This is a genomic window from Rhizobium sp. LjRoot98 (genome assembly GCF_964252935.1).
Classification (GTDB): Bacteria; Pseudomonadota; Alphaproteobacteria; order Rhizobiales; family Rhizobiaceae; genus Pararhizobium.
Window position 1 is genome coordinate 1,580,583 of the sequence record NZ_CAXUPW020000001.1, and the last position, 21,937, is coordinate 1,602,519.

Sequence of the window (21,937 nt, forward strand, 5' to 3'; positions counted from 1 at the left end):
CGCGTTATCCGCGACTTTGCGCGCTGCGTAACAGCAAGTTGCAGAATGGTCATCCTCTCTTCCAAAGAAAAGCGCAGCGGACGCCTGAACAAGTTAATCTTTGACAGATGAAGCCAAGACGACTATGGGGACCGGCTAATTCATTTCACCTTCAACGCCGGTATACCGGCAGATGCCGGTAATTCCGGCCATTCAAGAGGCTTTGACCGTGGCAAAAGCGGAACTTGGAACCAAACGCGTCGATCCGGAAACGGGCCGTAAATTCTACGACCTGAACAAGGATCCGATCGTTTCTCCCTATACCGGAAAATCCTACCCGCTCTCCTTCTTCGAGGAAACATCCGTTGCCAAGGTAATGGAAAAGGCGGCCGAAGAAGACGAGGTTCAGGAAGTCGATACCGAGAACCCAGAAGTCGAACTGGTCTCGCTCGAGGATGCCGACAGCGAAGCAGCCGGCGGCGACGACCTTCCGGATCTGGGCGATGACGACGTCGAAATCGAAGGCGATGACGACGATACGTTCCTCGAAGCCGACGAAGACGACGAGGACGGCCTGTCCGACCTGATCGGCGTATCGGACGACGACGACGAGGTCTAATTTCAAGACCTGATTAACCGGATATCTCAGACTCTCGGCGACGGGAGTTTGAGACGGCCGGCGTTAGACTGAATAACGAATAATGAGCGAAGCGCCTTTGCGCTCCTCCTTCGGGCATCATCAGCCCCATCGCTTATAGGCCGATACCGTCTCCCCAACGGCAAAGCGGATACTCCCCCTTCTGACCTGAAATACAAAGCATCCTTGACGCGGTTCCGCCGTATCAAGAGCGGGCGGCATGTCGCCACATGGCAAGTGCGGGACTAATATCCCATCATTTTTTACAGCACAGGCGCAATCCGGGCGACCTCCGGTTGGCCGGTTACAACGGCTGCCTCCCCCTCAAGCATCACCCCACCCGCAGCGCTGCGCAATGACCGCGTCCGGCACGAAACACCGGCCGGTTGAGCGGCAAATATCGCATCGCACGCGATCATCAACCGCTTGTTAGGACTTTGTTGACCATAATTCATGCCGGAGGCGGCGTTGAGCGCGGCCATTCCGAAGTGTTTGAGTAGTCAACTTCAGGCGAGGTTTGTTGTGTCAGCGTATGTACGGGACAAGAGTTCAGTCGGATATGTCATCAATCAGGCTGTAGCGCTGGTCTCCGGCATCGTAAACCATGCCACGCGGCTGGCCATGACGGCGCTCTTTACGCTGGCCGCCATCCTCGGATCCGCAGTCACTGCGATGGCGGAGGATCGGGCGCTAAAACTGTATTTCACCCACACGGGCGAAAAAGCCACGATCACCTACAAGCGCAGCGGACGGTTTGATCCGAAGGGAATGGACAAGATCAACCGGTTCCTGCGGGATTGGCGGCGCAACGAACCCGCCCGTATGGATCCCCGTCTGCTTGATCTGGTATGGGAGGTTTACGATCGCAGCGGCGCAAGCGGCTATATCCACATCGTCTCGGCCTATCGATCCCCGGCAACCAATAGCATGCTGCGGTCCCGCTCGCGCAGCACAGGCGTCGCCAAGAACAGCCAGCATACGCTCGGCAAGGCCATGGATTTCTTCATTCCCGGCGTCAAGCTTTCGACAGTGCGCGCTCTGGCGATGCAGATGCAGGTCGGCGGCGTTGGCTATTACCCTACCTCGGGATCTCCGTTCGTCCACCTCGACGTCGGCAATGTCCGTGCCTGGCCGCGCATGTCCCGCAAGGAGCTGGCACGGATATTCCCGACCGGGCGCACGATGCACCTCGCAGCCGATGGCAGTTCACTGCCTGGCTACACGCAAGCGGTGGCGGACTACAAAAAGCGCGTCAGCTCCACCTCGATCAAGATCGCCAGCACGGCGCGGCAGGACAAGAACGCCAAATCACCTGCGGAAGCGTCGCGTACGGATGGCGAACAGCGTGGCCTGCTGACAGCACTCCAGTCTTCCCCGCGAAGCAAGGCCCTCGACGCCCTTGCCATGCAAACAGCTCCCGGCGGCAACGCTGAAAAACAACCGTTCACCGATCTCTCCTCCTATGCCGTTCCCATCCCGTCGATACGGCCAGCCGTTCTGACCGTGAGCGCTCCGTCGCCGGATACCATCGAGACAGCTTCGATCGGGCCGATCTCCGCACTTCCAGCGATTGAAACACCCATAACATTGCACGGCTCTGGCGGATTTGAACCACTCGCGACCGCGCACGCGACCTTGAAGGCACGGATGGAGATCATCGGGTCCCTGCCAATGACAGGATCCTGGAAACGGGGTGGAGACTTCGCAGCGATCTCCGGCAAGTCGCTGATAACATGGGCGCTGCATTCGCCCGGCGACGTTATCGGCATGAGAGCCCCACGCGTTTCAAGGCAAACGCTACAGGTGACAGCCGGTGAAATCATCCCGCCCACCGAAGCAAGAGCCTTCAACACCGACCGCTTTGGGAGCGCACCCGAAGGTTGATCGTCCTTGCGCTTCAAGACCAGGCGCAAGGTGCGGCGCATGTCCCTCAGCAGGGATACGTCCCCCCGGGAACATCAGGACAATTCTGAGCAACCTTTTATGCGATAGAGATTGCGGCCTGGCGGCTCGCTGAAAGCCTGCCTCTAAACCTCACAAAATTCAAACAATTGGCATCCGCACCGGGTTTTCAACGACGTGCGGACGTTGGGCTCCCCGCTCACACAATAAAAACGTCGCCCTTTGTCTTTTTCGGCTTGCCATCTGCAAAAAGCAGAAGTAATAAGCCGCCACCGCCGAGCGAAACCGCTTCGGACGGTTCCCGGAAACCGGCTTCGCCGGACCCGTTATGGGGCTATAGCTCAGCTGGGAGAGCGCTTGCATGGCATGCAAGAGGTCAGCGGTTCGATCCCGCTTAGCTCCACCAAATTCTTCCTCGTACATTATTGAGTATGCCAAACCTGTTTGGCTTGAACTCATGCGCCGTGTCCGCCATCTCCCCTCGCCTCATCTTTCCCATTGACTGAACGCCGCTCCCGCGCTCCAACCGTTTCCACATCACAGTGGTAGCAGGAGCACATCATGGACCTCGGCATCAACAGCAAGCGGGCACTCGTTCTCGGCGGCAGCAAGGGGCTGGGGCGCGGGATTGCCGAGGCGCTGGCCGCTGAGGGAGCCATTGTCGCTTTAACAGGCCGCGACCTGGCGAAGGCGCAACAGAGTGCAGCGCAGATCGGTGATTCGGTCCGCGGGCTTGCGCTTGATCTGGCCAACCCTGATGCCATCGATCCGTTTCTCGACCGGCTCGTGGCCGATTTTGGAAAAATCGATATCCTGGTGCTCAACGGTGGCGGGCCGCCGCCAGGCTTGGCGGCCGAGATCGATCCGGCGTTCTGGCGCGCCCAGTTCGACACGATGGTTCTGGCCGGTATGCGCATCACCAACCGCTTGCTGCCCTCCATGCGGCAAAACGGCTGGGGGCGGATCATGGCCGTGGCTTCCACCAGCATCCGCGAGCCGATCCCGGGCCTGACCGCCTCCAATGCGCTGCGCAGCGCCGTTGCCGGCTGGCTGAAGACGCTGGCGGGGGAAGTGGCGGCTGAGGGCGTTACCGTCAACATGCTTCTGCCCGGACGGCTGGCGACGGACCGGACGCTGAGCTTCGACCGGATCGATGCGGAAAGCGAAGGATTAAGCATCGAGACCGTGGCCGCCCGCAGCCAGTCGGATATTCCGATCGGCCGCTACGGTACTCCGGCCGAGTTCGGAGCGGCGGCGGCTTTTCTCGCCAGCCAGCAGGCAGGCTACATCACCGGTGTGGCGCTGCCGATTGACGGCGGCCTTAGCCGGGCGATGATATAGCCCCTTGCGCGCGCCGCCGGCGGATGGCGGCGCGGCCAGAGGCAAAACATATAGCTAATTGCCTGGCTCGTCATCGAACCACGCATTGCTGAAGGTCAGATTGGCCACAGAAACGACCCGGCCTTTGTCATCGCGCACGACGACGGATACCGCGCCATTAGACTGCTCGCCAATCTCCTCCTGAACGACATCCAGCAGAATGCGGGTAACTTCTCGTGTCACGCTGGCGCGCGTTGAAAGTTCCAGCCCGTCTTTGTCGCGGGTTACGCCGTCACCATTGTGCAGATCGAAAAAGTAACGGCTCATTATCGTCGCATCCCCTTGAACGATCAGGAATTCGCCGGAATGAAAATAGTTCCTGAAATCAACAGGATTCGTCGTTCATGTGTCAATGTTAAATGAGCCCCGGCCGTTTGTGGGATAGGTGGAGAGCCCATCCCTCACACGGCATGCCGCAAATTGATTGAATCCCTGCTTCTCAACCTTCAAAGCCATGATGTGGTGTCGCCGCACGAGGTGACATTGCTCAGGAACCTGATCTGGCGTGACCGGCGCTTCAAGGTCGATGAGGAAATCGTGGTCGAGGGATCGCGGCCGGGCTATAGCACGCTTTTGATCGACGGCTTTGCAGCGCGCTACAAGTTCCTGGCCGATGGCACGCGCCAGATCACCGCTTTGCACATTGCCGGCGATTTCGTCGATCTACACGCGTTTCTTCTGAAGACCATGGACCATGGCATCGTCGCCATGTCGCAATGCCACGTGGCCTTCGTCGAACATGGCGACCTCAAGGCCATCACTGAATCTCAACCGCATCTGAGCCGCCTCTTGTGGCTGGACACGCTGGTGGATGGCGCCATTCATCGCGAATGGATCGTGGCGATGGGGCGGCGGTCCAAAAAGGCGCATCTTGCCCACCTGGTCTGCGAGCTGTTCATGCGGCTACAGGTGGTTGGGCGGACCACAGGCTACAGCTTCCATTTTCCGCTGACTCAGGTGGAACTTGCCGATGTGCTTGGCATCTCGCTGGTTCACCTCAACAAGACCCTGCAGATCCTGCGCAAGTCCGAGCTTCTGACCTGGATCGGCCAGATGATCACCATTCTCGACTGGACGCGCCTGCAGGAACTGGCGCAGTTCGACCCGACCTATCTCAGCCAGACCGTTGAACCGCGTTAGCGAATTTATACCGTGATCAGCGATGCGCCGCCCAGGGCACGAACCAGCGTTCCAGCAGGCGCGCCAGAATCTCGAACAGAAACGCGATCGCGGCAATGACGATGATGCCGGCAATCACGATGTCGGTGACGAGGAACTGCGCGGCCGACTGGATCATGAAGCCGAGGCCGCGGCTTGCGGCCACCAGCTCGGCTGCCACCAACGTCGACCAGCCGGCACCGAGGGCGATGCGGGTGCCGGTCAGGATCGACGGGATGGCGCTGGGCAGAATGACCTGCGCGAGGATCTGTAGACGAGTCGCGCCGAACGACCTGGCGGCGTTGATGAAATCGGCCGGTGCGGATTTGACCCCGGCGGCCGTCGACAGGATGATCGGCGGCAGCATGGCAAGCGCGATGACAGTGATCTTCGATGCCTCGCCGATGCCGATCCAGATGATGATCAATGGCAGATAGGCCAGGGGCGGCAGCGGCCGCAGGAATTCGACGATGGGATCGAGAATGCTCTTGCCGATACGGCTGGTGCCGATGGCAAGACCGGCGGGAATGCCGATGACGAGTGCGGCGGCAAGGGCTGCGAAAATACGCAGCAGGCTGGCAAGCGTGTGCTGCGCTAGCGTCGAATCGACGAAGCCGTTGACCGCGACGGAATAGATCGCCTTCAAAACGATCAGAGGCGATGGCAAAAAGAGCGGTGACACCAGGCCATAGGCCGAGGCAAGGCTCCAGGCAGCGATGATGACGGCGATGGTTGCCAGCGAGAGCGGCAAGGTTCCGGGGCTGCGTTTTGGCCTTTGCGCTTCGGTCACGGCAGGCGCAGCCGGGGCGACGGGCGCAATGGTGCCGATATTGATGGTCATGCCGCTTCCTCCTCGCTATCCGCATGGATGAGCCCGGTCAGGCCATCGTGAAGACGGCGGTATTCCGGTGATATCTTGATATCCTGCAGCGATTTTCCGTTGAGCAACTGCTTGCCGAAGCTTGCCGGGATATCGGCGATAATACGGCCGGGATTGGGCGCCAGCACAACGACGCGGGTGGCAAGCAGCATGGCTTCCTCGATACTGTGGGTGATCAAAAGCGCCCCGGTCTTGCTCTCCGACCAGACCTTGAGCAGGAATTGCTGCAGGCGGGTGCGGGTCAGCGCATCGAGCGCGCCGAGCGGCTCGTCGAGCAGCAGGAAACGCGGCTCGGACGCCAACGCTCGGGCGATGCCGACGCGCTGGCGCATGCCGCCCGACAATTCCCAGATGTTCTTTGTTCCCGCACTCTCCAGACCGACCTTTGCCAGCAACTCGTCGGCCCGGAACCGCCGCTCCCCTTTGGCGACGCCGCGCAGCTTGAGCGGAAAGGCAACATTGTCACGGGCATTCAGCCAGGGATAGAGCGCATCGTCCTGGAAGACGACAGCACGATCTACAGCAGGACCGGTAATGTCGGCGCCATCCACCGAAACCCGGCCGGATGTGGGCTTGAGAAACCCTGCCGCAAGATTGAGCAGGCTGGTCTTGCCGGAACCGGAGCGGCCGATGACCGCGATGAATTCGTCCGACGCCAGATGCAGCGTCACGCTATCGAGCACGAGCCGCGTCTGGCCACTGGTGCGATCGGCCGGAAAAGCGAGGGAAACAGATTGCAGCGACAGGACGCTCATGATCACACCGATGGTTTGCGGTGCTGGAACCCCTGTTGGATTCCAGCACCTGTTTCTTAAAGACCGGCCTTGGCGGCGTCGACGACCCAGCGTGACGAAACGTAGGGCGCGTAGTCGGGGAGGACTGCGGGGATCTTTCCCTGCTCCAGCAGGAAGGCCGAGGTTTCCGCGACGGCCTTAACCGTACCGCCGCCCAGCAGATCGGCACCGGCCTGCTCTTCGAGCGTCGGGAAATGATAACCCTTCAGGAGAGCCGGAACTTCCTCGACCTTGGCGCCAGTCAGCTTGGCGATCTTTGCGGCTTCCGGCGATGCTGCGTTCCAGCTGTCCGGATTGGCACGGTAGGATTCGTATGCCTTGCCGGTCACCTGAACGAAGCCGGTGACGATTTCCGGATGCTCTTCGGCGAATTTCTTGCTGACGATCCAAGCATCGAATGTCGGGCCGCCCCATGAAGCGACATCCGCTGAGGTGGCCAACACGCTGCCGGTTTTCTTCAGTTCGGACAGGACAGGATCCCAGACATAAGCGCCGTCGATATCGCCGCGTTCCCAGGCGGCGGCGATTTCCGGCGGCCGCAGGTTGAGGATTTCGACCGACTTCGGATCGACCTTCCAGTGCTTCAGCGCGGTCAGCAGGCTGTAATGGGCGGTGGAGACGAAGGGCGTCGCGATCTTCTTGCCGGCAAGCCCTTCAGGCTTGTCGATGCCCTTGACGGCCAGCGCCTCCGCTTCCGAGATCAGGCCGACAACGAAGATCGTCTCGATCGGGATTTCGCGGCTGGCGGCGGCCGCCAGCGGCGAGGAGCCGACATAACCGATATCAAGCGAGCCGGAAGCGATGGCGGCAATGACATCGGCACCGCCATCGAATTTCTGCCAGTTGATCTTGGCGCCGGTCACCTTTTCATAGGTACCATCGGCCTGCGGTACGCGCGACGGCTCGACGATCGGCTGGTAGCCGATATTGACGTTGACGTCGGCGGCGTAGGAAAAATTGCTCTGCGTCATGAAAGCGAGAACGGCCAAGCTGGCAGTTCCCAAAAGGCGGCGTCGATTGATTGTCATGTCCCTCTCCCGGCAATGGTTCAATGGCATTCCGCGCCGAAGGCTCCGGTGGAATGAGGTTTAATCATTGTAAAATTCATAGAATTTATAGAGATAAAAAATTCCCGGATTTGCGGTACTTTCGTAATGCGAATCTAAAATAGCGGACGACCTAGGTGTTTTCGCCGGAATGGCGCGAAGCCGTGAAAAGCGCTATCGAGAGGCAGGGGACGGCAACATGAAGACAATGCAGATTTACGCCTTCGACATGAACTGTGCCGGACACATCAATCATGGCCTGTGGACCCATCCGCGCGACCAGTCGATGCGCTACACCGATCTCGACTATTGGACGGACCTGGCGATCACTGCCGAGCGCGGCAAGCTCGATGGGCTGTTCCTGGCGGATATTGTCGGGGTCTATGACGTCTACAAGGGTAGCCCTGCCCCGGTCATCGAGACCGGCGCGCAAATTCCGGTCAACGATCCGCTCATCCCGATTTCCGCGATGGCGCATGTCACCAAACATCTGGGTTTCGGCGTCACTGTCAATACGACGTACGAGCCGCCTTTTCTGCTGGCGCGGCGCATGTCGACGCTGGACCACCTGACCAAGGGCCGGATCGGCTGGAACATCGTCACCGGCTACCTCGACAGCGCCGCCCGCGCCATGGGCATGCAGCGTCAGCCGGAGCATGATGCCCGCTACGATGCGGCGGAAGAGTATCTCGAAATCCTCTATAAGCTCTGGGAAGGCAGCTGGGACGACGACGCGGTGCTGCGCGACAAGACGGGCCAGGTGTTTGCCGATCCCTCCAAGGTGCGGGCGGTCAGCCATGAAGGTAGCTACCACAGGATGGAGGGTATCCATCTCAGCGAGCCCTCGCCGCAACGCACGCCATTGCTGTTTCAGGCCGGCGCCTCGGCGCGAGGCCAGGATTTTGCCGGCAAACATGCGGAATGCGTCTTCATTGCCAGCGCCACCCCGCAGGCTGCCAGGCCGATCGTCGAAGGCTTGCGCCGGAAAGCCGAAGAATTCGGCCGGGGCCGTGATGCCCTGCGCATCCTCAATCTGTTGACCGTCGTTGTCGGGCGGACGGAAAAGGAAGCGCAGGAGAAGCTGGAAGACTATCGCCACTATTCCAGCGTCGAGGCCTCGCTGGCGCATTATTCCAGCTCCATCGGTATTGATCTCTCAAAATACGGGCTGGACGAACCCATCGAACAATTGACCACCAACGCCAACCAGTCGGCGCTCGCCGCCATTACCAAACAGGCGGCAAAACCGGTGACAGTCCGGCAGATCACCGGACAGATGGTGCTGGGCAGCCGGATGAAGCCGGTTGTCGGTTCACCGGAGCAGATTGCCGATCATTTACAGATGTGGATCGAGGAAGCCGGCATCGACGGCTTCAACCTTGCCCGAACCGTAGCGCCGGAAAGCCTTGCGGATTTCGTCGATCTGGTCGTGCCGGTGCTGCAGGAGCGGGGCCTGTTCAAGGCGGATTATGCTGAGGGACCACTGCGGCAGAAAGTCTTCGGCGGCGAAAACGGGAGGTTGACCGCCTCCCATCCCGCCGCCGCTTTCAGACACAACAGAACTTAGCCGGCTATTTGTGATCGAGTCTGGCGACAAGGCGGTCGCCGAGCCACTGGATGCCGCAGACGAGAACGATCAGAACGATCACCACGGCGATCATCACCGTCGTCTCGAAACGCTGGTAGCCATAGCGGATGGCAAGGTCGCCGAGACCACCAGCCCCGATAGCCCCGGCCATCGCGGAAGCGCCAACCAGTGTGACCAGCGTGACGGTGAAGCCCGCCACGATGCCCGGCATGGCTTCCGGCACCAGCACCTCGCGAATGATCGTCCAGCGATTGCCGCCCATGGCGCGCACCGCATCAATCAGGCCGCGATCGACCTCCCGCAATGACACCTCGGCGATGCGCGCATAATAGGGGGTCGCGGCAATCGCCAGCGGCACGATCGCCGCCCAGGTGCCGAGCGCCGTTCCGACGATCAGGCGCGTCACCGGGATCAGCGCAACGAGCAGGATGATGAAGGGAACCGAACGGAAGCCGTTGACGATGGCACCGAGCACGCTGTTCAGCCATGGATTTTCGGCAATGCCACCACGGGCGGTGGCGACGAGCGCCAGCCCCAGCGGCAGGCCGGCAACCAGCGAGATGATGCCGGAGGCACCGGTCATCAGGATGGTTTCCCAGAGCGAACGGACAAGCAGTTCAAGCATGATTGGCGTCATAACCAAGCACCTCCACCCGCGCACCGCGGGCTTTTAGAAATGTCTGTACCTTTTCCGGCAGCGAAGTGTCGCGCGCGGGAACGGCAATGAAGAAGCGGGCCACCGGCTGGTCCTGGATATGATCGATCCCGCCATGCACGAGCCGGAACGACTGCGGCAGCGCTTGCGACAGATCGGCAAACAACGCTCCCTGCGCGGCGGGACCTGCCATGTCGATGCTGAGAATCTGTTCGGCTCCGGCGACTTGTGACAGACGCGCGGCAATGTGTTCCGGCAGCTGCGGGCGGATGCCGCTCAGCAGGCGCTGGGTGATCGGCGCCTGCGGATCGGCAAACACCGACCAGACCTGACCTTCCTCGACGATGCGGCCAGCATCGATGACAGCGACGCGATCAGCGACGCTACGCACCACTTCCATCTCGTGGGTGATGAGCAGGATGGTCAGGCCGAGCTTCTGATTGATGTCCTTCAGCAGCGCCAGGATCGAACGGGTCGTTTCAGGATCAAGTGCCGAAGTGGCTTCGTCGGACAAGAGCAATGCCGGACGGGCGGCGAGAGCACGGGCAATGCCGACACGCTGCTTCTGACCGCCAGACAGGGACGACGGATAGGCCTTGGCCTTGTCGGACAGCCCGACGAGGTCAAGCAGTTCGGCGGCGCGCTTCAGACGCTCGGTTTTGCCGAGGCCTTCGATCTTCAATGGTAGCGCGACGTTTTCCTCGACGGTCTTTGCTGACAGGAGATTGAAGTGCTGGAAAATCATGCCGATGCGGCGGCGCAGCGGCTGCAGGTCCTTTTCGGTAAGGCCGGTGATATTGCGGCCTTCGATATGGATTTCGCCGCTGTCGGCCTGTTCCAACCCGTTCAGGCAGCGGATCAGCGTCGATTTGCCGGCACCACTGCGGCCGATAATGCCGAGGATTTCGCCCTTGCGCACCGTTAGCGAAACGCCGTCCAATGCCGGCGTCGCACCGAAGCGCCGCTTGACGTCCGTCAGCCGGACGACCTCTTCGGCCTGCGGCATCGCCACGCTTGCAGGCGCGGAAACAACAGAATTCATGCCTTGTCCTTTGTTCGGTTTTCGGGCGTCTCTATAACGCCCAAGGCGGCCCTGGCAAACAAATGCCAGAGCCGCCCGGTTTTTGAGTACACTCGATTGAGCGCCGGTATCGATCAATAGGCGCTGACGCCCGTGCCCTTGTAGACCTTGTCAAACTCGGCCTTGACGGCGTCGTTCTGATAGGACGAGACCAGCGTCTTCACCCAGGCTTCGTTCTCTGTGCCAGCCTTGACGGCAATGAAGTTGCGGTAAGGATTGTCGTTGACCGGTTCCTGGGCGATGCGGTCTTCCGCAGACAGGCCACTCTTCAGCGCCCAGTCGGTGTTGACGACAGCCGCATCGAGATCTTCAATCGCACGGCCGACAACGCCCGCATCCAGTTCCTTGATTTCAACCTTCTTCGGATTTTCAACGATATCGGCGATCGTCGCCAGAATGCCGGTGCCATCCTTCAGCTTGATGATGCCTTCGTTCTGCAGCACGCGTAGCGCACGGCCTTCGTTCGACGGATCGTTCGGAACGCCAATCACGGCGCCTTCCGGCAGTTCGGCAACGGTCTTGAACTTCTTGGTGTAGAGACCGATCGGCCAGACGGCGGTAAAACCGGCATTGACGATGTGATAGCCGTGCTGCTGGATCTGGTTGTCGAGGTAAGGCTGATGCTGGAAGGCGTTGGCGTCGACTTCACCGCGCTCAAGCGCTTCGTTCGGCTGGGTATAATCGTTGAACACGACGGTTTCGATCGTCAGGCCCTTCTTGGCGGCTTCGGTGGTGACAACGCGCCAGACGTCTTCGTCCTCGCCGCTGATGATACCGACCTTGATCGACTTGTCTTCAGCAAAGCTTGCGGACGGCGTAGCAAAGCCAGCGATTGCAGCGGCGGAAACGGCAAGTGCGGCCAGGGCCGCACGGCGCGAAAGGGTGTTGAAAAGAGTCTTTTTGGTCATTGTCTGTCCCGTCCTGTCAAATGAGGCGACCGCCCCGGTGTGAAACGGTTATCGCAAAATCGGCGGCGGCCAGCCAAGCAAGATTGCCTCTTATCCGGTGACAGCCGGGAAAACTCTTGCGGATGTCGCGCCATTTGCGGACACAAATTTCCATAAAATCCGTAGACTACTTAATCCAGCAGGTTTTATGGGCGGCAGAAGCCAAAATTGCTTCCAACACAGGAAAAATTGCATATCAAATGGGCCAGATGTGTTTTTAGGAGAGAAAAGTGGCGGAATTGACGACAAAAACGAGGCCGACAGGCGCAACCGCTGTTCTCGCCCGGCACGGGTTCCCACAGGTGACATCCGCGACCGGCGGCGAAATCCAGATCGTCACCGGTCCGTCGCAGCCCGGCTTCAACCCGATCGACCTTTTGTATGCATCGCTCTCCGCCTGCCTGACGATGAGCGCCCGGATCGCTGCAAGCCAGATGGGCCTACTCGACCGGCTGACCGAAATCCGCGCCGACGTCAGCGGCGAGAAGGCGACCGAGGGCCTGTCGCGTGTTGCGAAATTCAATGTGGTTCTGACGATTGAGGGGGATATTCACGATGAAGCACGGCATGCGATCGCGCAGGCCGCTGAAGAGGAAATCTGCACGGTCAGCAATACGCTTCGTGGCGGCTCGGAGTTTTCAATGACCGTTCGCGGCTGAAGAGCTGTGGGCCCAATCGTGATCTGCCTCATGCGGCGCGCGATCTGGTCGAACCGGAATTGAATGCGCACGGCGGCATCATGGCGCGTCAGCCGCACGGAAAGCGGAGCGGACGGTGAAATCTCCAGAGATCGGGGCGAGATAGGCATGACCGCTATCGCGGTGGAAGCCGTAGAAAGTTTCCTGCCGGAAATCGGTTTCCGCGTCCGTTTTCAGAGACAGCCTGGCGGCATCCCCTTGCCAGACAGCGAGCTCGTTGTGCCAGCGAAATGCCCCGGCCATGCTGCTTTCCTTGTCGCCAGTTGCTCTTGTCATGGCGGCAATCTAGCCATCGGGGATGGGCTGGCAAGGTGGGCTATGCGCTGGCACTTCACATCCGGCATTGGCAAGGCGCATCTGTTTGACTAAGGATGCCGCTATGGGTGCATCCTGGCTGTTGACCGATGCCGCCTGCGCTATGAGACATTCTGGGAGTGTGCCATGAAAATCACGATGATCGGTGCCGGTTATGTCGGACTTGTCTCCGGCGTTTGTTTTGCTGATTTCGGCCATGACGTTATCTGTATCGATAAGGACGCGCGCAAGATCGAAGCGCTGCTGGCCGGACGCATCCCGATTTTCGAACCCGGCCTCGAGCAGCTGGTCGCCGACAATGTCAAGGATGGGCGCCTGAGCTTTACGACCGATCTTGCCACCAGCGTGTCCGAAAGCGACGTGATCTTCATCGCTGTCGGAACACCGTCACGCCGCGGCGATGGCCATGCCGACCTGTCCTATGTCTATGACGCCGCCCGCGAGATTGCTGCGCATGTGACCGGCTTTACCGTCATCGTCACCAAGTCGACCGTGCCGGTCGGCACCGGCGACGAGGTCGAGCGGATCATGCGCGAGACCAATCCGGATGCCGATATCGCCGTGGTCTCCAACCCGGAATTCCTGCGCGAAGGTGCCGCCATCGATGACTTCAAGCGGCCCGATCGTATCGTCATCGGGCTGAACGACGAACGCGCCCGCAGCGTGATGACCGAAGTCTACCGGCCACTCTATCTCAACCAGTCGCCGCTGCTCTTCACCACGCGCCGCACCTCCGAACTGATCAAATATGCCGGCAATGCTTTCCTTGCCATGAAGATCACCTTCATCAACGAGATGGCGGACCTGTGCGAAAAGGTCGGCGCCAACGTGCAGGAAGTCGCGCGCGGCATCGGTCTCGATGGCCGTATCGGCGGCAAATTCCTGCATGCCGGTCCGGGCTATGGCGGCTCCTGCTTCCCGAAGGACACACTGGCGCTGGTCAAGACCGCCCAGGATCATGACAGCCCGGTCCGCCTGATCGAGACCGTTGTCTCTGTCAACGACAACCGCAAGCGCGCCATGGGCCGCAAGGTGATCGCGGCTGCCGGCGGCGACGTGCGCGGCAAGAAGGTCGCTGTGCTCGGCCTCACTTTCAAGCCGAATACCGACGACATGCGCGACAGCCCGGCCATTGCGGTCATCCAGGCACTCACCGATGCCGGCGCCATCGTGACCGGTTATGATCCCGAGGGTATGGAAAACGCCAGGAAGGTGATCGACGGCATTGCCTATGCCGATAACCCCTATGAGGCAGCGGAGGGCGCGGACGCGCTGGTGATCGTCACCGAATGGAACGAGTTCCGGGCACTTAATCTCGCCCGCCTGAAGACCTTGATGAACACCGCGCTGCTCGTCGATCTCAGAAACATCTATCAGTCCGGCGAAGTGACGAAACACGGCTTCATTTATACCAGCATCGGCCGGCCGCAATAGGGCCACCACGGGCCTGCGACGATACAAGACAAGCAAGGAGCCGGTATGCGCTATCTGATCACGGGAACGGCAGGGTTCATCGGGTTTCACCTGGCCAAGCGGCTGCTGGACGACGGTCACTTCGTTACCGGCTTCGACGGAATGACGCCCTATTATGACGTCCGCCTCAAGGAACGGCGCCATGCGATCCTCGCCCGGTCGAACGGCTTCCGGCCCGTGATCGGCATGCTTGAGGACAAGGCGGCGCTGGATCAGGCGGCCGAGATCGGGGAACCCGACGTCATCGTCCATCTCGCTGCGCAGGCCGGCGTGCGCTACAGTCTTGAAAACCCCAAGGCCTATGTCGATTCCAACCTGATCGGCTCCTGGAACATGCTGGAATTGGCCAAGGCCGTGCAGCCCAAGCATCTGTTGCTCGCCTCCACTTCCTCGATCTACGGCTCCAACGAGAAGATCCCGTTTGCGGAAACCGACCGGGCCGACGAACCGATGACGCTCTACGCCGCCACCAAGAAGTCCGGCGAGTTGATGGCTCACAGCTATGCCCATCTCTACAAGGTGCCAACGACCGCTTTCCGCTTCTTCACGGTTTACGGCCCCTGGGGCCGCCCGGATATGGCACTGTTCAAGTTCGTCGATAGCATCCTCAACGGCCGGCCGATCGAGATTTATGGCGAAGGCCGGATGAGCCGCGACTTCACCTATATCGACGATCTCGTCGAAGGCATCGTCCGGCTGATGGGCGTTGTTCCGTCAGAGGAGAACCGCGTCGAAGAAATCGACACCCTGTCGCGCCACGCACCCTTCCGGGTCGTCAATGTCGGCGGCGGGCAACCGGTCGAGCTGATGCGGTTCGTCGAGACGGTTGAAGCCGCCGTCGGCCGCCCGGCCATCCGCTCGATGCTGCCGATGCAGCAGGGCGATGTTCCCCGAACCTTTGCAGCGCCTGATCTTCTCAACAGCCTTACCGGGTTTACACCCTCCATTTCGGTGGAAGAGGGCGTTCGCCGCTTCGTCGAATGGTATCGCGCCGAGATGGCGGCAGCAGGAACGGTTGATGATCCGCGGCATCCGTAATTTCCTGCGCGGTGGCGCTCATGCGCCATCGCCGAAACAAAGAAGGAAGCTCCTTTTCGACCAGGCTCCGGACCATATCTATGCGGTCGGCGACGTGCACGGATACGATGACACTCTGGGCAGACTGGAAGACTTGATCGTTGCGGACAGCCGCAAGCGCGATGGCATCAAATGGCTGGTCATGCTCGGTGACTACGTCGATCGCGGACCAAAATCATCCACCGTGCTCACCCGGCTGACGACCCGGCCGCTCGTGGGCATCCGCCGCATCTGCCTTGCCGGCAATCACGAGGCGGTCATGCTCGATTTTCTCGGCAATCCCTCTCCAGATCACCACTGGCTGCGATTGGGCGGCCTGGAAACGCTGTATTCCTACGGGTTGAACAGGCTTCCAGCCGACCGCGAGGAGAGAAAAAAACTGCTGCGGTCTCTCATTCCCGTCCAGCATGTCGCCTTCCTCGAATCCCTCCCCTCGATGTTGCAGGTCCCAGGCTACTGCTTTGTCCATGCAGGTCTGAAAACGGGTGTCGCACCCGCCGACCAGAAAGACGCAGACCTCCTGTGGCTGCGCCCGCTGGCCTTGACGGACGATGCCCCGGCCGAAGGCTTCGTCACCGTTCACGGCCACACGCCGGTGGCGGGGGTCGAGATTGACACAGGGCGTATCAATGTCGATACCGGCATCTACATGAGCGGCATTCTCTCGGCCGTTCGCCTTTCGCGCAACGAGCCACCGGACATCATCCAGAGCCGGTAAACACGCTCACCGCGGAAAACACATCAGAGCAATCCACGCGCTGCCAGATTGCGCATCAGGGCGGAAGGCCCGAACGTCCAGGGCGGGCATTCGGTCGAGAGCCGCACCGTATTGGTCAGCGATCCCAGTTCGGCATTCGAGATCGTGACGACATCGCCGATCTTGTGAGTAAACCCTTGGCCAGGCGCATCGCGGTCCTCGACCGGCGCAAACAACGTGCCCATGAACAGCATGAAGCCATCGGGATACTGATGATGACGGCCGATGGTCTGGGAAACCAGGTCGAGCGGATCGCGGCTGATTTCCCGCATCGTACTTGCGCCCTTGAGGACGAACCCGTCGGGGCCGCTGATGGTCAGCGACAGGTCCGCCCGGCGGACATCGTCGATCGTATAGGTGTCGTCGAACAGACGGATGAACGGGCCGATGGCGGACGAGGCATTGTTGTCCTTGGCCTTGCCAAGCAGCAGGGCGGAACGGCCCTCGACATCGCGCAGGTTGACGTCGTTGCCGAGCGTCGCCCCCTTGACCCGTCCCTGACTATCGACGGCCAGCACGATTTCCGGCTCGGGATTGTTCCACTTGGAGATCGGGTGCAGCCCGACCGACGCCCCCCAGCCGACCGAGGCCAGGACCTGCGCCTTGGAAAAAACCTCTGCATCCGGTCCGATACCGACTTCCAGATATTGCGACCAGACGCCGACCTCGATCAACGCCGCTTTCACCTTCGCCGCCTCCGGCGATCCCGCTTTCAGGTCGCGCAAGCTATCGCCGATAATGGCGGTGACGCGCTGACGCATGGTTTCGGCCAAAGCCGGATTTCCCGCAGCTTTTTCCTCAATGACACGCTCGATCATCGACCGGGCAAAGGTGACACCACAGGCCTTGACCGCCTGCAGATCGCACGGAGCAAGCAGATGGATGGCCGAGAGATCGCCGGCGGCTTCCACCGAGGCGGTCATGATGGCTTCGAGGGTGGACAGGCGCTCACCCTGACAGCCCGAGATGAACCCGACGGGATCGTCCAGTTCCAGAAGGTCGCGCATCGTCGGCACGTCTTTCGACGTTATGTCGATGAGATCGCCACCGCGCAGGACCACCAGCGCCGGACCCGCAACATCCGGCCGCCAGACGCGCCCGACGAACGTTCCCGTTCCAAACACTTCGTTGACCGATGTCATGCCGCCCCTCCCGAACAAAACTCACGGCCGCAAGATACAAGCCGTTGGATCATGGGCAAGGGATGAAATGGAAAAACGGCTCTGCTTGCGGGAAAGGAATGCCCCGAAATCTTTGCGAAGCGCCCAAAGAGTGTTCACCGCGACGGGGGATCGTTCCATCTAATTTTACTGATTTACTGATAGCACCTGTGTCATCGAATAAGTGTGTCGAACCAACCGTTAGACGGATGGGCACCAGCAGAGGGACAAGGGGCATGAGCTTTACGGAAACGACAAAGACGTCGTGGTTTTCACGGCTGAAAAGCGGCCTTGCCGGGCTGTTGATCGGCCCTATCCTCGTCATCGGGATGATCTGGCTTCTGTCCTGGAACGAAGGCCGCTCGGTCCAGACCTATCGTGCGCTGGTGGAAGGTGCCGGTATCGTCGCTTCTGTCGAGAACGGCACCGTGGATCCGGCCAATGAAGGCAAGCTCGTGCATGTTTCCGGCCCCGTAAAACCGGACGGCACGCCCGAGGATCCGATGCTGGGCGTCTCGGCAGAGGGGGCTGCCGGCCTCAACCGCCAGGTAGAGATGTATCAGTGGATCGAAGACAGCAAGAGCGAGACCCAAAAGACGCTCGGCGGTGGCGAAGAGACCGTCACCACCTACAGCTACAAGAAGGAATGGCGCCCGCGCCCGGTCGATTCGTCCGATTTCAAACAGAGCGACCAGCACCAGAACCCTGACATGCCGATCGAGGGGGACCGGTTCACCGTGGCGACCGCAACGCTCGGCGCCTTCACGGTCGATGGCAAGGCGGTCGCCAATCTCGGGACAGAGACGCCGGTCAAGTTATCTCCCGGTGTCATCGCGCAGGTCACGGCAGCGCTCGGTTCCGACAAGCCGGTCAATGCCAATGGCACCACCCTCTACGTTTCGCAGAACCGCCAGAACCCGGCCATCGGCGACCTGCGCATCAGCTTCAGCCGCGAGGACATCGCTGAAGCCAGCTTCGTCGGCGCCCAGACGGGGACGAATCTCACCGGCTACAAGGCCTCCAATGGCCGCGAACTGTTTCTGAGTGCTGCCGGAAAGGTCGATGCGCCGCAGATGTTCGACGCCGCCCAGAGCGAGAACACGCTGATCACCTGGCTCATTCGCGGCGGTGGAATGCTCGGCATGTTCATCGGTTTTGCCATGATGCTGTCAATTCTCGGTATCATTGCCGACGTCATTCCGTTCGTCGGGTCGATCGTCGGCTTCGGCACCTCGGTGATCGCTATTATCCTGACGCTGATCCTCGGGCCTCTGGTCATCGCCATCGCCTGGATTGCCTACCGGCCGGTGCTGGCCATTGCCATCATCGCCGGCGGCATCCTGCTTGCCGCCGGACTGATCTATCTGAAGCGCAACAAGACGGCGGCCGTGCAGGCGCCAATAACGCTCGGCCGGGCCTGAAAGCCCGGACCGTCTTCAACCCGAAAGGCCCGTGGCAAATGAACCGTCACGGGCCTCTTAACTCTCCAAATTGACTCCATTGGCCAATACCGCCCGGGCTGCTAGGTTCGCCCTCCCCGCCCCCATGCCCCAGGAAGAGACGGTAGCAGGCCCCATGTTTCTCGCATCAAAACTGTTCTGGCTGCTTGCGCAGCCGCTGTCGCTGGTCTTCATTCTCCTGGTCCTGGGTTTCCTCCTCGCTGCCGTTGGCCGGCGGTGGCTCTGCCGGTTCCTGTCTGGACTTGCGGTGACCTTGCTTTTCCTCACCCTGTTCACCAGCACCGGCGCCGTCATGCTGCAGGTTCTGGAAAACCGCATCCCAAGGCCCGCAAGCCTGCCGGACAATCTTTCCTGCATCATCATCCTCGGCGGCGCCTTCGAAAACGAAGTGATTGCCAAGCGGGGCGGCATCGAGCTCAACCAGGCAGCCGACCGGTTCGTCGAAGGATTGAAACTGGCTCAGGCCCATCCGGCGGCACGTATTCTCGTTTCGGGTGGCGACGGCTCGTTCAGCGGCCAATATGATGGTGACGCGCAGACATCCGAAACCTTCTTCTCGACCTTCGGCATCGCGCCGGAACGCCTGATCCGCGAAGACCAGTCGCGCACCACCTTCGAGAATGCGGCCAATACGAAGCAATTGCTGGAAGCGAATGGATTGTCGAACTGCGCCCTGATCACGTCCGCCTTCCATATGCCGCGGTCCGTTGGTTTGTTCCGCAAACTCGGCATCGACGTAACACCGTGGCCGGTGGACTATCGAACCAGCGGCGAACTGACCCTCGGCTTTGATTTCAGCCAACCTTCCTTGAACGCGCAGCTAACGACAACGGCGATGCGTGAATGGACTGGCCTGCTCGCCTACTTCATCAGTAGCCGCACGCACGTCCTCTTTCCGCAGTAATCAGCGATACCTGCTTTGAGGCCTGCCGTTGACGTGACCGTCTCGTTGTGGTCCTTCTCGAATGTCTGGCGGGCCTGATTTCTGGTGGAGGAAAAATGCCGATCCTGGAAATTCTCGACTATGCCGGCGTGGCGGTTTTCGCGGCGACCGGCGCCTTGGCCGCTTCGCGCAAGCAGCTGGATGTTATTGGCTATATCTTTCTCGCCTCGGTTACCGGCATCGGCGGCGGCACGTTGCGCGATGTCATCCTTGGCGCGACACCGGTCTTCTGGATCACCAATCCGATCTACCTGCTCGTCTGTGGCTGCATGGGTCTTCTGGTGTTCTTCTCGGCGCATATGATGGAATCCCGCTACAGGTTCCTCGTCTGGCTGGATGCCATCGGGCTTGCGGCCTACAGTGTCATGGGGGCTGCCAAGGGGCTGGCGGCGACTGGGTCCCCCCTCGTTGCGCTTGTCACCGGCATGCTGACGGCGACATTCGGCGGCATCCTGCGCGATCTTCTTGCTGGCGAGCCCTCCGTCCTGCTGCGTCCGGAAATCTATGTGACGGCGGCACTGACGGGAGCGGGCGTGTTCACAGCCGCGACGTGGCTTGGTGGATCCGTGCTGGTCGCATCGAGCCTCGGCGTCGCGACCGCCTTTGCGGTGCGCGGCGGCGCGCTGAAATATGGCTGGACGCTGCCGACCGGAGATCCCCGGCCGGGCCGTCATCCCGACGACGTGATGTAATCCGCCGTCGGCGACGTGATGTAGGAAAAGTGTTTAGCCGCGCTTGCGGCGCAGGCGGATCACCACGTCGACATGGGCAATTTCCATGCCTTCGGGCGGCTCCGGCAGGTTGCCGATCGAAATATTGTTCACCGGAATGTCGAGCACCTCGTTATGGCCCTCGACGAAGAAGTGGTGATGATCGGACACGTTGGTATCGAAATAGGTCTTGGCACTTTCCACGGCCAGAACACGGATCATGCCGGCTTCGGTGAACTGGTGCAGCGTGTTGTAGACTGTCGCCAACGACACCGGAACACCAGCGGTCACCGCTTCTTCGTGCAATTCCTCGACCGTCAGATGGCGGTCACCCTTGGCAAAGATCAGGTCGGCAAGCGCCATGCGCTGGCGCGTCGGCCTGAGGCCGGAGCGGCGCAGGCGTTCTTCCGAACAGATCTCGATGGCAGTCGTCATACGGACGGATCCAGATTTCCAAGCTATTGCAGAACACACTTCCAGAGCCGATATAACTTTTGCCGAGAATGCTTTCAATAGTGAGCAAGCACCCTCAAGGCATCAAGATGGTAAAAACCGCCTGATTCTTGGGGCAAAAGGCAATTATCTCTGGCTGTTGCAGCAGCCATCATGTATGCGACGGCGGAAATAGGCCTTGTGCTTGGCCAGACAGGAATACGCGAAACGACGCGCTTTGGTCATGCCAGAGCTTCAATTCGCACCCATCTTGCTCTAAACCAAGTCAACCAAAAACGGATCTAGCGGGGAAACCACAGTTCATGACGACCAGACAATCCAGCTTCAATTATGAAGAGATCCTGAAATGCGGTCGCGGCGAACTGTTTGGCCCGGGCAATGCCCAGCTGCCCCTGCCTCCGATGCTGATGGTTCACCGCATCACCGACATCTCCGAAACCGGCGGCGCCTTCGACAAGGGTTATATCCGGGCCGAATATGACGTGCGTCCAGATGACTGGTATTTCCCCTGCCATTTCCAGGGCAATCCGATCATGCCGGGTTGCCTTGGCCTTGATGGTATGTGGCAGCTGACCGGCTTCTTCCTCGGCTGGCTCGGCGAGCCCGGCCGCGGCATGGCGCTGTCCACCGGCGAAGTGAAGTTCAAGGGCATGATCCGCCCGGACACAAAGCTTCTCGAGTACGGCATCGACTTCAAGCGCGTCATGCGTGGCCGCCTGGTGCTCGGCACAGCCGACGGCTGGCTGAAGGCCGATGGTGAAACCATCTATCAGGCAACTGACCTGCGCGTCGGTCTGTCGAAAGAAAAAGCTGCCTGAACCGCGGTATAGCCGCACTCAGCTAG

23 protein-coding genes and 1 tRNA gene are annotated in these 21,937 nt (G+C 60.4%); 14 read left to right on the forward strand and 10 right to left on the reverse strand.

Annotated features, from left to right (window positions below; all coding sequences use genetic code 11):
- Nucleotides 1–208: 208 nt before the first annotated feature.
- The 4 genes from ACSQ3J_RS07825 to ACSQ3J_RS07840 all read left to right on the forward strand — a co-directional run bounded on the left by ACSQ3J_RS07825 (nt 209) and on the right by ACSQ3J_RS07840 (nt 3,859).
- The gene (locus ACSQ3J_RS07825; RefSeq protein ID WP_060501451.1) at nt 209–598 is read left to right on the forward strand and encodes a TIGR02300 family protein; all 390 of its coding nucleotides are present in this window, start codon (nt 209–211) and stop codon (nt 596–598) included.
- Nucleotides 599–1,138: 540 nt separating this feature from the next.
- Complete coding sequence (locus ACSQ3J_RS07830) at nt 1,139–2,500, forward strand: DUF882 domain-containing protein (RefSeq protein WP_060501191.1); 1,362 nt, start codon at nt 1,139–1,141, stop codon at nt 2,498–2,500.
- Nucleotides 2,501–2,848: 348 nt separating this feature from the next.
- Nucleotides 2,849–2,924 (forward strand) — tRNA-Ala (locus ACSQ3J_RS07835).
- Between the two features lie 155 nt (nt 2,925–3,079).
- Nucleotides 3,080–3,859 carry an SDR family oxidoreductase gene (locus ACSQ3J_RS07840; RefSeq protein WP_436038930.1) on the forward strand — a complete coding sequence of 260 codons (780 nt, stop codon included), beginning with the start codon at nt 3,080–3,082 and terminating at the stop codon, nt 3,857–3,859.
- Nucleotides 3,860–3,913: 54 nt separating this feature from the next.
- Here ACSQ3J_RS07840 and ACSQ3J_RS07845 read toward each other — a convergent pair whose 3' ends face one another.
- On the reverse strand, nt 3,914–4,165 hold the full coding sequence (locus ACSQ3J_RS07845) for a DUF6894 family protein (RefSeq protein WP_060501195.1): 252 nt from the start codon (nt 4,163–4,165) through the stop codon (nt 3,914–3,916).
- A 153-nt stretch (nt 4,166–4,318) separates the two neighbouring features.
- On the opposite strand from ACSQ3J_RS07845, the gene ACSQ3J_RS07850 reads away from it, so the two are divergent.
- Nucleotides 4,319–5,038, forward strand: a complete 720-nt coding sequence (locus ACSQ3J_RS07850; RefSeq protein ID WP_060501197.1) for a Crp/Fnr family transcriptional regulator — start codon at nt 4,319–4,321, stop codon at nt 5,036–5,038.
- A gap of 16 nt (nt 5,039–5,054) precedes the next feature.
- Here the strand turns inward: ACSQ3J_RS07850 and ACSQ3J_RS07855 are convergent, their stop codons facing one another.
- Genes ACSQ3J_RS07855 through tauA form a run of 3 tightly spaced genes read right to left on the reverse strand, consistent with a single transcriptional unit; the run spans nt 5,055 to nt 7,758 of the window.
- A complete protein-coding gene (locus ACSQ3J_RS07855; protein WP_060501199.1) occupies nt 5,055–5,897 on the reverse strand; it encodes an ABC transporter permease subunit in 843 nt (280 codons plus the stop codon).
- Complete coding sequence (locus ACSQ3J_RS07860; protein ID WP_060501201.1) at nt 5,894–6,691, reverse strand: taurine ABC transporter ATP-binding protein; 798 nt, start codon at nt 6,689–6,691, stop codon at nt 5,894–5,896. The genes ACSQ3J_RS07855 and ACSQ3J_RS07860 overlap by 4 nt, the downstream gene beginning before the upstream one ends.
- A gap of 56 nt (nt 6,692–6,747) precedes the next feature.
- Nucleotides 6,748–7,758: a taurine ABC transporter substrate-binding protein gene (gene tauA, locus ACSQ3J_RS07865; protein WP_060501202.1), complete on the reverse strand. Its 1,011-nt coding sequence runs from the start codon at nt 7,756–7,758 to the stop codon at nt 6,748–6,750.
- A 217-nt stretch (nt 7,759–7,975) separates the two neighbouring features.
- Here tauA and ACSQ3J_RS07870 point away from each other — a divergent pair, with 217 nt between their 5' ends.
- Complete coding sequence (locus ACSQ3J_RS07870) at nt 7,976–9,343, forward strand: LLM class flavin-dependent oxidoreductase (protein ID WP_060501204.1); 1,368 nt, start codon at nt 7,976–7,978, stop codon at nt 9,341–9,343.
- Nucleotides 9,344–9,347: 4 nt separating this feature from the next.
- Here ACSQ3J_RS07870 and ACSQ3J_RS07875 read toward each other — a convergent pair whose 3' ends face one another.
- The 3 genes from ACSQ3J_RS07875 to ACSQ3J_RS07885 all read right to left on the reverse strand — a co-directional run bounded on the left by ACSQ3J_RS07875 (nt 9,348) and on the right by ACSQ3J_RS07885 (nt 12,008).
- Complete coding sequence (locus tag ACSQ3J_RS07875; protein ID WP_037104003.1) at nt 9,348–10,001, reverse strand: methionine ABC transporter permease; 654 nt, start codon at nt 9,999–10,001, stop codon at nt 9,348–9,350.
- A complete protein-coding gene (locus ACSQ3J_RS07880; protein WP_436038931.1) occupies nt 9,982–11,061 on the reverse strand; it encodes a methionine ABC transporter ATP-binding protein in 1,080 nt (359 codons plus the stop codon). Before ACSQ3J_RS07880 ends, ACSQ3J_RS07875 begins: the two co-directional genes overlap by 20 nt.
- Nucleotides 11,062–11,174: 113 nt before the next feature.
- Nucleotides 11,175–12,008, reverse strand: a complete 834-nt coding sequence (locus tag ACSQ3J_RS07885) for a MetQ/NlpA family lipoprotein (protein ID WP_436038932.1) — start codon at nt 12,006–12,008, stop codon at nt 11,175–11,177.
- 269 nt (nt 12,009–12,277) lie between these two features.
- On the opposite strand from ACSQ3J_RS07885, the gene ACSQ3J_RS07890 reads away from it, so the two are divergent.
- Nucleotides 12,278–12,706: an OsmC family protein gene (locus ACSQ3J_RS07890; RefSeq protein ID WP_060501209.1), complete on the forward strand. Its 429-nt coding sequence runs from the start codon at nt 12,278–12,280 to the stop codon at nt 12,704–12,706.
- 78 nt (nt 12,707–12,784) lie between these two features.
- Here ACSQ3J_RS07890 and ACSQ3J_RS07895 read toward each other — a convergent pair whose 3' ends face one another.
- A complete protein-coding gene (locus ACSQ3J_RS07895; protein WP_436038973.1) occupies nt 12,785–12,988 on the reverse strand; it encodes a DUF1349 domain-containing protein in 204 nt (67 codons plus the stop codon).
- A gap of 198 nt (nt 12,989–13,186) precedes the next feature.
- Between ACSQ3J_RS07895 and ACSQ3J_RS07900 the strand changes: the two genes are divergently transcribed.
- The 3 genes from ACSQ3J_RS07900 to ACSQ3J_RS07910 are packed head-to-tail and all read left to right on the forward strand — an operon-like array spanning nt 13,187 to nt 16,328.
- Nucleotides 13,187–14,494 (forward strand): UDP-glucose dehydrogenase family protein, encoded by a 1,308-nt coding sequence (locus ACSQ3J_RS07900; RefSeq protein WP_060501212.1) that lies wholly within the window; start codon nt 13,187–13,189, stop codon nt 14,492–14,494.
- 45 nt (nt 14,495–14,539) lie between these two features.
- Entirely contained in the window at nt 14,540–15,571 is a 1,032-nt protein-coding gene (locus ACSQ3J_RS07905) for an NAD-dependent epimerase (protein WP_436038933.1), read from the forward strand.
- Entirely contained in the window at nt 15,552–16,328 is a 777-nt protein-coding gene (locus tag ACSQ3J_RS07910) for a metallophosphoesterase (protein WP_436038934.1), read from the forward strand. The genes ACSQ3J_RS07905 and ACSQ3J_RS07910 overlap by 20 nt, the downstream gene beginning before the upstream one ends.
- A gap of 23 nt (nt 16,329–16,351) precedes the next feature.
- On the opposite strand, the gene ACSQ3J_RS07915 is transcribed toward ACSQ3J_RS07910, so the two are convergent.
- Nucleotides 16,352–17,509 carry a fumarylacetoacetate hydrolase family protein gene (locus ACSQ3J_RS07915; RefSeq protein WP_436038935.1) on the reverse strand — a complete coding sequence of 386 codons (1,158 nt, stop codon included), beginning with the start codon at nt 17,507–17,509 and terminating at the stop codon, nt 16,352–16,354.
- Between the two features lie 254 nt (nt 17,510–17,763).
- Here ACSQ3J_RS07915 and ACSQ3J_RS07920 point away from each other — a divergent pair, with 254 nt between their 5' ends.
- The 3 genes from ACSQ3J_RS07920 to ACSQ3J_RS07930 all read left to right on the forward strand — a co-directional run bounded on the left by ACSQ3J_RS07920 (nt 17,764) and on the right by ACSQ3J_RS07930 (nt 20,622).
- Nucleotides 17,764–18,948, forward strand: coding sequence for a TMEM43 family protein (locus tag ACSQ3J_RS07920; RefSeq protein WP_060501220.1), 1,185 nt, complete (start codon nt 17,764–17,766; stop codon nt 18,946–18,948).
- Between the two features lie 154 nt (nt 18,949–19,102).
- Complete coding sequence (locus ACSQ3J_RS07925) at nt 19,103–19,891, forward strand: YdcF family protein (protein ID WP_436038936.1); 789 nt, start codon at nt 19,103–19,105, stop codon at nt 19,889–19,891.
- 95 nt (nt 19,892–19,986) lie between these two features.
- A complete protein-coding gene (locus tag ACSQ3J_RS07930) occupies nt 19,987–20,622 on the forward strand; it encodes a trimeric intracellular cation channel family protein (protein ID WP_060501224.1) in 636 nt (211 codons plus the stop codon).
- A 33-nt stretch (nt 20,623–20,655) separates the two neighbouring features.
- Here ACSQ3J_RS07930 and irrA read toward each other — a convergent pair whose 3' ends face one another.
- Nucleotides 20,656–21,075 carry an iron response transcriptional regulator IrrA gene (gene irrA / locus ACSQ3J_RS07935; RefSeq protein WP_060501226.1) on the reverse strand — a complete coding sequence of 140 codons (420 nt, stop codon included), beginning with the start codon at nt 21,073–21,075 and terminating at the stop codon, nt 20,656–20,658.
- Between the two features lie 320 nt (nt 21,076–21,395).
- Between irrA and fabA the strand changes: the two genes are divergently transcribed.
- Nucleotides 21,396–21,911 (forward strand): 3-hydroxyacyl-[acyl-carrier-protein] dehydratase FabA, encoded by a 516-nt coding sequence (gene fabA, locus ACSQ3J_RS07940; RefSeq protein WP_060501228.1) that lies wholly within the window; start codon nt 21,396–21,398, stop codon nt 21,909–21,911.
- Nucleotides 21,912–21,937 lie beyond the last annotated feature (26 nt).

Excerpts from the sequence above, each read along its gene's own strand:
- ACSQ3J_RS07845 (WP_060501195.1), bottom strand. The coding sequence starts at position 4,165 with ATGAGCCGTTACTTTTTCGATCTGCACAATGGTGACGGCGTAACCCGC.
- ACSQ3J_RS07930 (WP_060501224.1), top strand. The coding sequence starts at position 19,987 with ATGCCGATCCTGGAAATTCTCGACTATGCCGGCGTGGCGGTTTTCGCG.
- ACSQ3J_RS07870 (WP_060501204.1), top strand. The coding sequence starts at position 7,976 with ATGAAGACAATGCAGATTTACGCCTTCGACATGAACTGTGCCGGACAC.
- ACSQ3J_RS07860 (WP_060501201.1), bottom strand. The coding sequence starts at position 6,691 with ATGAGCGTCCTGTCGCTGCAATCTGTTTCCCTCGCTTTTCCGGCCGAT.
- ACSQ3J_RS07910 (WP_436038934.1), top strand. The coding sequence starts at position 15,552 with ATGATCCGCGGCATCCGTAATTTCCTGCGCGGTGGCGCTCATGCGCCA.
- ACSQ3J_RS07885 (WP_436038932.1), bottom strand. The coding sequence starts at position 12,008 with ATGACCAAAAAGACTCTTTTCAACACCCTTTCGCGCCGTGCGGCCCTG.
- ACSQ3J_RS07900 (WP_060501212.1), top strand. The coding sequence starts at position 13,187 with ATGAAAATCACGATGATCGGTGCCGGTTATGTCGGACTTGTCTCCGGC.
- ACSQ3J_RS07875 (WP_037104003.1), bottom strand. The coding sequence starts at position 10,001 with ATGACGCCAATCATGCTTGAACTGCTTGTCCGTTCGCTCTGGGAAACC.
- ACSQ3J_RS07895 (WP_436038973.1), bottom strand. The coding sequence starts at position 12,988 with ATGGCCGGGGCATTTCGCTGGCACAACGAGCTCGCTGTCTGGCAAGGG.
- ACSQ3J_RS07905 (WP_436038933.1), top strand. The coding sequence starts at position 14,540 with ATGCGCTATCTGATCACGGGAACGGCAGGGTTCATCGGGTTTCACCTG.
- ACSQ3J_RS07880 (WP_436038931.1), bottom strand. The coding sequence starts at position 11,061 with ATGAATTCTGTTGTTTCCGCGCCTGCAAGCGTGGCGATGCCGCAGGCC.
- fabA (WP_060501228.1), top strand. The coding sequence starts at position 21,396 with ATGACGACCAGACAATCCAGCTTCAATTATGAAGAGATCCTGAAATGC.
- ACSQ3J_RS07840 (WP_436038930.1), top strand. The coding sequence starts at position 3,080 with ATGGACCTCGGCATCAACAGCAAGCGGGCACTCGTTCTCGGCGGCAGC.
- ACSQ3J_RS07855 (WP_060501199.1), bottom strand. The coding sequence starts at position 5,897 with ATGACCATCAATATCGGCACCATTGCGCCCGTCGCCCCGGCTGCGCCT.
- ACSQ3J_RS07925 (WP_436038936.1), top strand. The coding sequence starts at position 19,103 with ATGTTTCTCGCATCAAAACTGTTCTGGCTGCTTGCGCAGCCGCTGTCG.
- tauA (WP_060501202.1), bottom strand. The coding sequence starts at position 7,758 with ATGACAATCAATCGACGCCGCCTTTTGGGAACTGCCAGCTTGGCCGTT.
- ACSQ3J_RS07915 (WP_436038935.1), bottom strand. The coding sequence starts at position 17,509 with ATGACATCGGTCAACGAAGTGTTTGGAACGGGAACGTTCGTCGGGCGC.
- irrA (WP_060501226.1), bottom strand. The coding sequence starts at position 21,075 with ATGACGACTGCCATCGAGATCTGTTCGGAAGAACGCCTGCGCCGCTCC.
- ACSQ3J_RS07920 (WP_060501220.1), top strand. The coding sequence starts at position 17,764 with ATGAGCTTTACGGAAACGACAAAGACGTCGTGGTTTTCACGGCTGAAA.